At 44.2% G+C, this 9,776-nt stretch carries 9 protein-coding genes; 4 read left to right on the top strand and 5 right to left on the bottom strand.

The annotated features are described in order from the left end of the window. From KKA81_00530 to KKA81_00520, 3 genes are all read left to right on the top strand, one after another. On the top strand, positions 1-889 hold an 889-nt coding region (locus tag KKA81_00530), incomplete at its 5' end, for a fasciclin domain-containing protein (protein MBU2649393.1). Positions 890-1,180: 291 nt separating this feature from the next. Further along, a complete protein-coding gene (locus KKA81_00525) occupies positions 1,181-2,395 on the top strand; it encodes a T9SS type A sorting domain-containing protein (GenBank protein MBU2649392.1) in 1,215 nt (404 codons plus the stop codon). Positions 2,396-2,450: 55 nt separating this feature from the next. Continuing rightward, a complete protein-coding gene (locus KKA81_00520; GenBank protein MBU2649391.1) occupies positions 2,451-3,059 on the top strand; it encodes a T9SS type A sorting domain-containing protein in 609 nt (202 codons plus the stop codon). A gap of 116 nt (positions 3,060-3,175) precedes the next feature. Here the strand turns inward: KKA81_00520 and KKA81_00515 are convergent, their stop codons facing one another. The 4 genes from KKA81_00515 to KKA81_00500 form a co-directional block, all read right to left on the bottom strand. Then, complete coding sequence (locus tag KKA81_00515) at positions 3,176-4,777, bottom strand: PKD domain-containing protein (GenBank protein ID MBU2649390.1); 1,602 nt, start codon at positions 4,775-4,777, stop codon at positions 3,176-3,178. 337 nt (positions 4,778-5,114) lie between these two features. Next, on the bottom strand, positions 5,115-5,633 hold the full coding sequence (locus KKA81_00510) for a rhodanese-like domain-containing protein (protein ID MBU2649389.1): 519 nt from the start codon (positions 5,631-5,633) through the stop codon (positions 5,115-5,117). Positions 5,634-5,654: 21 nt separating this feature from the next. Then, positions 5,655-6,386 carry a cytochrome b/b6 domain-containing protein gene (locus KKA81_00505; protein ID MBU2649388.1) on the bottom strand — a complete coding sequence of 244 codons (732 nt, stop codon included), beginning with the start codon at positions 6,384-6,386 and terminating at the stop codon, positions 5,655-5,657. Between the two features lie 14 nt (positions 6,387-6,400). After that, on the bottom strand, positions 6,401-8,014 hold the full coding sequence (locus KKA81_00500; protein ID MBU2649387.1) for a tetrathionate reductase family octaheme c-type cytochrome: 1,614 nt from the start codon (positions 8,012-8,014) through the stop codon (positions 6,401-6,403). A 195-nt stretch (positions 8,015-8,209) separates the two neighbouring features. Here KKA81_00500 and KKA81_00495 point away from each other — a divergent pair, with 195 nt between their 5' ends. After that, positions 8,210-8,905 carry a Crp/Fnr family transcriptional regulator gene (locus tag KKA81_00495; protein ID MBU2649386.1) on the top strand — a complete coding sequence of 232 codons (696 nt, stop codon included), beginning with the start codon at positions 8,210-8,212 and terminating at the stop codon, positions 8,903-8,905. Between the two features lie 16 nt (positions 8,906-8,921). On the opposite strand, the gene KKA81_00490 is transcribed toward KKA81_00495, so the two are convergent. Beyond that, the coding region (locus KKA81_00490; GenBank protein ID MBU2649385.1) for an NAD-dependent epimerase/dehydratase family protein at positions 8,922-9,776 on the bottom strand (855 nt) is incomplete at its 5' end.

The following is a 9,776-nucleotide window of genomic DNA, read 5'->3' as shown; positions in this document are numbered from 1 at the left end:
ATCCTGTGACAAAGACGATGATAACGATGTGCAACCGGCTCCGGTGCCTCAGGAAAAAACTGTGGTTGATGTTGCTGTAAACGATAACAACTTCAGCATCCTGGTGGAAGCTTTGCAAAAGGCTAATCTTGTTCAGGCACTTGAAGGTGCAGGTCCTTTTACCGTATTTGCTCCGACAAATGATGCTTTCAATCAGCTCTTCAATGCTCTGGGTGTATCCGGAATCAACGACCTTACTGCTGAAACCCTGACACCGATCCTTCTCTATCATGTTCTTGGTGTTAAAGCTGAATCGGGAAGCCTTAATTCGGGATACTTTGAAACATTGAACACCTTCGGGCCTGATGGGAACAGTGTCCAATTGTATGTAAATGTTTCCAAAGGGGTTGTCCTGAATGGGAATACCAATGTAACTGCTGCCGACGTAATGGCATCGAATGGCGTTATTCATGTGATCGACAGGGTATTGTTACCTCCTACAGTGGTTGATCTGGCCATCAGCAATACAACCTTCAGCATTCTTGTTGAAGCAGTTGTAAAAGCAGGATTGGTGGATGCTCTGAATGCACCGGGTCCGTTCACGGTCTTTGCACCGACAAACGATGCTTTCCAGGCTTTATTCTCAGTATTGGGCGTGTCGGGAATAGCCGACTTAACGGCCGAACAATTAACACCAATACTCCTGTATCACGTGGCCAACGGAAATGTTCGTTCGGATATGGTGTCGACAGGAGTTATTCCTTCTCTGAACGGGGCAAATATCAATGTAGAAGTTGGTTCCATGGGTGTTGTTCTAAACGGTAGTGCCAAAGTTATTGCAGTGGATGTACAGGGAGCCAATGGCGTCATTCACGTGATCGACCAGGTTATCCTGCCACCAACCAAATAAATTTAGCTTTTTCATAATTCCCAGCCGGTCCTGATTCAGGGCCGGTTTTTTTATTGACAATGCATAGTGGGAACTTTGTATTATATTGTTATATGGCTTGTCACGCTGGTCACGCAGGTCCCGACGAAAGTCGGGAATGAAAGTCGGGAACGAAAGTCGGGAACGAAAGTCGGGAGTGAGTGCAAAAAAACAATAATTCCCGAACCTCAGTTGGTTGATTTATGACCGTATTACTTGTATTTTCAAAAGATATTCATTAATTTTATTGCTGAAAATCAATGTGTTATTTTTATGAGAAATCATGCATTTGTAATACTGTTCCTTTTATCCGCCAATGTGTCTGCATATAACTGGATCCCTCTTGGCCCAGACACGGCCGGGGTTAACAATATCTGTTTTGAAACATCCGCAGATGTTCGTGTGATTTGCACAGACGAGGGCATCTATATTGATGATATCATTCCTTACCAGGAATGGAGTTTTTATTCTTATGGCTTGCCTGTATGGGATGCAGAATCACATACCGACAGCACCATCTTGCTGATCATTGGTGATGGTTCCTGGTCTGACGGGATATGGATATTCAACCTTAATACTCATCAGTGGTATGTAGCAGAGTGGGCAGTATTCCCAAACTTCCTGGAATATTGTGAGGTGAACGGGAAATATTATGCAGGATTTGAGTACGGACTCCTGGAATCGGATGATGGAACAATATGGACCCAGGTGGCAGGTTTTACCAATATCGCAACGGCGTTTGACTCATGGGGAGACCATATCGTTTTTTCTGACATAGGATCGGAAAACCATATTTATCATAGCGATGACGGAGGACTGACATGGGATTCATACCTGGGTTACCCGGGTTTTATAACGGATCTTTCTATAAACAATGATGGAACAACCTATTTTATTGTGAATACCGGGAAGGGATCATCTTCTCTGCTGAGCTCAACGGATTTTGGTCAAAACTGGAACACGGAATTTGAGTCAGGAGCGTTAATGTCCGACGTCGGTTTTGATGCCATGGGTAATATTTTTATTCCCTGGAATAGTGCAAGGGACCAGGAGGAGGGGGTTGCCTGGTTTGACCCGATGGGAGGTTCATTGATATCCCTGAACGATGGTTTACCAAATTTACACGTGAATAGACTGGTCAGGAATAACTGGATGTCATCCATTCATATCTTTGCATGTACAGAATCGGGCGCATATCATTGCTATGATTACCTGACCTTTGCAGGTGAAAATCTGTGGACTGAATGGAAGGTGTATCCAAATCCTCTGAGAACTGGAAACGAGCTTATCATTGAATTTCCCTTGAGAACCCTGCCAGGAAAAGTGTGTCTTTTTTCATTCGACGGCAAATTGGTTCTTGAAGAAAAGGTTACCTCCACAGTGGCGGGAAAGATTCGTTTGATGACAAATTTACTCCCACCCGGTATTTATTTTCTTCAAATGTATACCTGGCAGCTAAATTCCACTAGTAAAATCATCCTGTATTAATCATTTTTCTGCTGTTTTTCTGACAACATTTATTAATGCATATTGTTACATGTAAATGAACCTCAGCAGGAAAATTGTAATTCTTGTCATTTTTATCTTCTCATTTTCCGGAGGATTTTCTCAGGAAGCGGATCAATTTTTATCAGGATTTTTTGCAGTTCAAAATGATGAGGGGATATTTCTGCGTTGGACCATCCAGGCGGGTAATACCTGTGATGGAACCAGGATACAGCGCTTCAAAGAAGGCACAGGCTTCGAAAACATAGGGGAAATCCCCGGTGTATGCGGCAGTCCGGATATTTCGGTATCCTATGATTTTACTGATAATGAACCTCTTCCGAATAAAACCAATATTTATCGTTTAGAGATGGGGGCATTGGGTAACTCCAGTCCAATAACCATCGATTATTACATCCTGGGTGAAACCGGTTATCTACTACAACCTAACCCGGTTTATGGTCGTTCGGTGCTTACATTCGAAAACCCGCAGAATGAAAATGCGGTCTTGCTGCTGTTTGACGTATCCGGCAGGCGGGTACTGGAATTGGAGACCCAGGATAATCAATTCATTCTGGAAAGGGAATGGCTTAAAAATGGATTTTATCTTTTTAATATTTTCATTGAAGGTCAAAGCATTGTTAGTGGTAAAGTTGTAGTAATGTGAACCCCAAAAAGTTCTTTTACCAACATCGCCGGCAGGCCATGATGGTTCTGCCGGGATGGGAAAACCCTGTCAGCGTCCGAAGGACCTGACGCGTTTAATCCATCATTGAAATGACTCTATTTGTTTAGTATTATTTTCCTTACTTCTTTGAATCCGTTATCCTGTAGTATCACATAATATATTCCATTCGGTTCATCCGAGAGGTCCAGGCTGAGAAAGTTGATTTTTCCCGGGGCGAGTGGAATTGAATGGACTATCCTGCCATCGGATGAGGTGATGCTGACCAGTGCTCCTTCCTGCAAGGGATCCGTACCGAAGTCAAAGTAGAGATTTCCATTGCTGGGGACAGGATAGATGTTTGCCCTTTGGCTATCAATACCTTCTTCGATACCGACTCCTCCGACATGAATATAAGCCTCCTTTGTCATGGTATTTTCGCCAAATTCGTTTGAGGTAACAAGTGTAACAGTATAATCTCCAGGAGTATTGTAAGTGATGGCGGGCGGATTTTGATCATTGGAAGTTCCCGGGTCTCCGCCTTCGAAGGTCCACGACCAGGCAGCAGGATCCTGTATCGACATATCGGTAAAGATAATGGATTCTCCTTCCAGGATGCTGGTAAGGTCGGCCTCAAAATCGGTTACCGGCGGATATCCAACGATTATATAGCCGGTTTTGGTGGTTTCGTTCTGGCCGGCGTCATTGCTGACCGACAAAGTAACCGAATAGTTGCCAATAGAGTTATAGAATACCGGTGGAGGATTTTGCAAAGTTGAGCTGGCGGGATCACCACCTTCGAAGGTCCATTCCCATTCTGTGGGATCACCGGTCGACATATCGGTGAAGGTAACGCTGGTGCCCAATCCAACGGTTGTGTCTTCTGCCTCGAAATCTGCTGTGGGCGGGATCATGGTATGTTCTCCCACATGCACTCCCACACCGCTGATGACTTCTTCTGTGGTGTTATCAACCAGGAAAGCCATTAGTTCGCAGTTTTCCATCAGGTAGCCGGTAGAAGTATTATCGAATTCATATTCAAAAACCAATAAAGATCCCTGGGTGGTTGGGCCATTCATCGGGTCTCCCCATTGAGCGACAAAAGCTTCGCGGAAGGTATGTTTATGTACATAGGTTGCAGAGCCTCCCGATTGCTGGGCAACAAGGTCGTTTTCTGCCAGGGTTACGTAAATACTGAGGGTGTTGTTTATAGTCTGAGTAAAATATACTTCCACCGTAACATCCAGCATATGGGTTACCTCATTGTACGTTGAAGCCATCCCGACATTCAGTGGGGAAGCCTCTGCCATGATGATATCAGCATACTGTACCCAAACTGTACGGCTTTGAATTTTCTCACCGTTCCATTCTCGTCGCTGTATGAAGGAACTGGGCATGAACCGTGACGATCCGCAGTAGGGAGTGGAATAAAAAGCGTTGGGGTAGGTTCTGCGGAAATCCGGATTACCAGAATATGGAGTAGTAAAGTTTGAATTGGAAGGGTGATAGGCTACACAGAAAGCTCTTCCTGGATTGCTTTCCAAAATACCTGCCATTACGGTGTGCCCGGCGGGGCAATTTGGACATTGCACTCCGGTAAATTCCTCCAGGATGGCGTTTTTATTTAACGGCTGTGTGCTGACATAATTCTGTGCCAGAATGACTTGTGAAGTCATGATGGACATCAGCAAAAAGGCGGAAACGATTTTCAGGGATTTCATTGTGTATGGATTTGAATTAATACTTATGCAGTGATAAAAATACATAAATATTACCTGTAAATGCAACAGGGGAATTTTCATAAGCCGATTTTTATATACGTTAAACATTACCGGTTTTGTATTGTTATTCCCAAAAGTTTCATCCATAGAGAAAGATCTTACACACATTTACAGTTTACAGGAAGTATTTCATCCTGATTGGCTGAAATTGATCAAGGGGAAGTCATGTTTCCATATCAAATCTATTGATACGGAATTGGAGGGTCACATAAAAAAGGCCCTGGATAAGGGCCTTGAACTTTACAGGAAAAGAGGCTGGGTTTAGTCTTGCCGGATATCAGCACCCTCCTGATTCCTTTTTCTCTTCATGATGACCTGTGATCTCTTTCTTTTCATATTCAAGAGGATAGGTCATTTCCCAGTTTTTCCAGCCGCCATCGAGATATTTTATATTGGTATAGCCGATTTTTCTGAGCGCATCGGCGGCGAGTACGGAACGCTTACCTTTTTTACAATAAAGTATGATCTCATCGGTTTTTTGAGGTACATAAAGCATTTCCTGTTCCCAGAATCCCTCATTACCAATGTTGAAAACCAGTGATCCACCCGGGATATTTATAGAACCGGGGATATAGCCGTATGCATGTTCATCGGCTTCTCTTACATCAACCAAATAAAACATATCGTAGTTATCGAGTTTTGCTTTCAATTCCTGTACGGTAGTAGTTTGTAATTTGCCCTTTACATTATCCACCCATTCGTCCGGGCCGCTATAAACATCATCCCGGCTGCAGGAAGCCGATAACATTGCAATCAATATGGTAGTTGCGAGGATGGAAAAAAGATATTTTTTCATTTTACACATTTTTTTAGTTGGTTAATTGATCTTTTCATTGAATGCTTCGGAAACGACAGTATTGACTTCTTTCCTTTCTTTTTCTCCCTTTTTGCCGTTACTGTGACGGATCAGCTGACCGGTTTCATCGATCACATCCTGGATAACAGCCTTAACTTCAGCATCGGGGATTTCTTCCCAGCCGGTAACCATGGCTTTCAGATTAGAGAAGGTCGTTCGTCCGGTAGTGATCAGGTAGAGGTGAACCACCACGAAAGCAACCAGCACGTAAGCTCCGAGGGTATGGATCACAGCAATGCTTTCAAGGCTTTGCAGCTCAATACCCTGTACCGGGAAATGGAAAAACAGGTACAGGAATCCTGTTGCAAACATAACGGGGAAAACCAGGATTTTCAGTGCGAGGTAAACGACCCTTTGGATGGGATTCAGTTTGCTGAGCAGGGTTTTACCTGTCGGGTGCGGCATGCGCTTAAAAATTCCCGAAATGTAATAGTCGATCTGTTCCTTAAAATTTTTCCTTGTTGGGATGTATTGTCTCCAGGCTGAGGTAGTAACATGCCAGAAAATTGTGAATACTGTCAGTACCAGGAAAACCCAGGCACTGGTGTTGTGGATATTCACTGCCTGTTCATAACCCAACAGGCTGTATGATCCATGGATTTCAAATCCGGTGATCAACAGGATAAATACCAGCACGGTTTGCGTCCAGTGCCAGAAACGTTCATAGCCTTTATATAAATATACTTTTTTCATGATATTGATGGTTTTTAATATTTTTTCCGGAGTTTGCAGTTTCTTCCTGAAATGATACGGCAAATGGTGTGTACTGCGACACCGCCAATGGCAAGGGTGATCAGGAGAATTCCTGCGAAATCAATTCCTGCCTTATAGTCCCTGCCCGGCAGGTAAAAGTCCGTAAGGCCGGCAATACGGCTGTTTTCACGGCTGTGGCAGTCGATGCACTGCAGGCTTTGGCTGGCAGGAGCAACCTGATGGTTCAACGGCCAGTACATTTCCGTTTCCACAAAGTCATAGGCTCCGCTGTAAGGCAATCCAACATAAGCCATGCCTTCTGCAGAAGCTTTATTCCAGTCGAAATCGGTCCAGTATGCCCCCTTGCCTGCTTCCTTATCCCAAAGTTTGGGTTGGATGAGGGTCATATTCACTGTATCATAGATCTGACGGCCACGATGGACTTTCACCGGCCAGATTTTTGATGGGATCTCGGTTTTCTGGCATAGCCCCTTATCAAGGTATTTCCCGTCAAGGGAGTTCATCTGGACAGGAATGGTATCAATGGGGTCTTCGATCAGCTGATGACTGGCAATGCCATTGAACCAGAAATATTCAGGAACAACCTGGTCGTTCCAGATAAAGGTTCCTTTTATAGATAAGTATTTGTGGTTCCCATCGCAATCGTTTTCATGTTTTTCATGTCCATTTTCATCAAGATCCCCTGACGTCGACCAGTCCCAGATCATTTTGGTAGCATTGGCTTTGGCATAGTAGGGGATATGGCAGGTCTGGCAGGCTACCCGGCAATTATGCTCATTCAGGATGTCTTTCTCATGAGGTGCGCTTGTGTGGCATTGTTCACAGGTAGCCCGGTTTTTATTTTCTGAAGAAAGGGCATACAGCTTGCCCAGCATCTGGTGGTTCTCGGTGATATGGCATTCAACGCAGGCCATATCTTCTCCGGAGGTGGTCATATGCACGTCAACATCCCTGGAACAATCCATCATGGCTTGTTCAAGATCTCCATGTTTTACGTTATTGCCACCGCCTCCCCAGAAATGGCATACACCGCAATTTCCTCTTCCCGGTGAACCGACGTTCATAGCAACATAGTTCAGGTTTACAGAGGCAGCCGGATAACCTGCCGCGCCTTTTTCCTTTTCATAGGTTCCGGTCTTATCATGACATACCAGGCAGTCGATGTTGGTAGGTTCCTGGAAATCGAATGACTTATCTGCCCAGCCATAACCAATATGGCAACGGGTACAGGTACCCTCACTTCCTGAAATGCCAATACAAAAATTATTCAGGATATTTCTTTTGCCCAGCGGAACTACTCCCTTACCCTCTATGAACTCTTCGCGTTGCCAAAGCCAATGGGAAGTCTCCATGATCTCTTTATGGCGTTCGTTGTGACAGGTAAGACAGGCCGCCGTAACCTTATGCGCATTTTCAAAGGTGCCTTGCAGGATCTCAAACTTTGAGTGATCCACCACCTGTGTGGGCTGCCGTTCAGCTTTTCTGACGTAATTGACCAGTTTGATCTCCTTAGCCGTCTGGTCATCCTTTTCTTCCTGGTATTCCACAATTGCCAATAACAGCAAAGGAAAGGAAATGGCCAGGAATATTACAACCAATTTTCTCATTTGTTATTTTTTAGTGTTTTTGAAGCAGAATTTATTGTTACTAAATTAACAGTACAGGTTTTACCTTCGAATGCGCAAACAATGATCTTCGTTTATGAGAAAACTGATCTGGTTCAATGTTTGAACTGTAATTTCCATATGTTGATATTGAGATATTTGTTAAATTTGCTATTTACTAATCACTTAACTACATATATGACGGACAACTCGATCACATCTACATGCAAGGTGGTAAACTCCCATTGCCGCTGTTTTGATGTATTAACAGAGGATCAGAAGGAGCTGCTGGATAAAAAGCAGGTAGAGGTAAAATTCAGGAAAGGGGAAATCATCGCCAAACATGGTGCTTTTGCCACTCATGTGATTTTTTTATGTGACGGATTGGTCAAGGTCTTCCTGGAAGACAACGATCAAACCCTGATTCTCAAGATTATTGGTCCCGGCAGCCTGGTTGGGCTTAATGCCCTTTCCGACGACGGGGATACTTTTCGCTATACTGCTGCTGCATATCAGGATTCTGTTGCCAGGTTGATCGATATCAATACCTTCAAATACCTGGTCCGCGAGAATGGGATTTTTGCTTCACGCATCATCAATATCATGAGCGAAGATGCCAACCTGATCAATAACCGTTTCTTTTTCATGACGCACAGGCAATCATACGGAAGGCTTGCCGACCTGTTGCTGTGTCTTTCAGGAAACATTTTTAAATCTCAGGTTTTCGATTTGCATCTGACCCGAAAGGAGCTGGCTGAGCTTGCAGGAATGTCAACAGAAAATGTGATCCGTATTTTAAAAAATTTCCAGGAAGACGGACTGGTGGAGATAACCGGGAAAACCATTGCAATTAAAGATGGTGCCGGTTTGCGAAAGTTATGCCACGTAGGGTAAGCAAGCGTTACGGAGTTTATTTCTTGTTTTCTTCCAGCCAGTTCAGAGTATCCTTTACGGATTCCTTAACCGGGCGTGGGTTAAATCCCAGGATTTTACGGGCTTTTGAATTATCAATGTTTTTACTTCCTGAAGAAACAACCCTGAGCGTATCCTTGTTGTAAAGAGGTTTTTCGTTTCTGATCAATGCCCAGGCTTGTATGAAGGGTAATCCGATCCAGGCCAGAAGCAAGGGCATCTCAGTTTTAGGAGTTCGGACTCCCGTTATTTCCTCAACCATTTCTGAAATTTCCCTGAAATCGTGCCAGTATCCGGACAGGATAAACCTGTCGCCACTTTCACCGTGGTCAATTGCCTTGACAGCGGCAGCGGTGACATCTCTGACATCGACCCAGTTATAACCACCGGGGACCAGCGCAGGAAGTGTTCTGTTCTTCAGCTGGAGCAGGAAATGGCCTTGAAGTGACGGTTCATAATCATGAGGGCCAATTATGGCAGTGGGATTCATGATAATGGTTTCAGGGATCCTGTTTTGATGTTTTCTGATCAACCCTTCTCCGTGAGCCTTTGATAATTCATACATAATACGGCTTTCCGAAATGAGGGGGCGGTTTTCATCAAGCGGTTTAACGGTGTTGCTATGATCGATAGCATGGATGGTGCTGAAATGGATCAAGCGCCTCACATTGTGTTTTTCACTGGCCAGGATGATGTTTCCAGTACCATTGACATGAGTCCGGTACATTGTTTGTTTATCTCCGTGGAGGTTGATCCTGGCGGCCAGATGGAAGACAACCTCGGTACCTTTAACAAGTTTGTCAAGACTTGCCGGATCAAGGATGTCACCTTGTATGCTTTCAACATCCAGTTT

The sequence above is a fragment of the Bacteroidota bacterium genome (assembly GCA_018831055.1).
Classification (GTDB): Bacteria; Bacteroidota; Bacteroidia; order Bacteroidales; family B18-G4; genus M55B132.
This window is presented reverse-complemented; position numbering and strand designations above follow the sequence as displayed.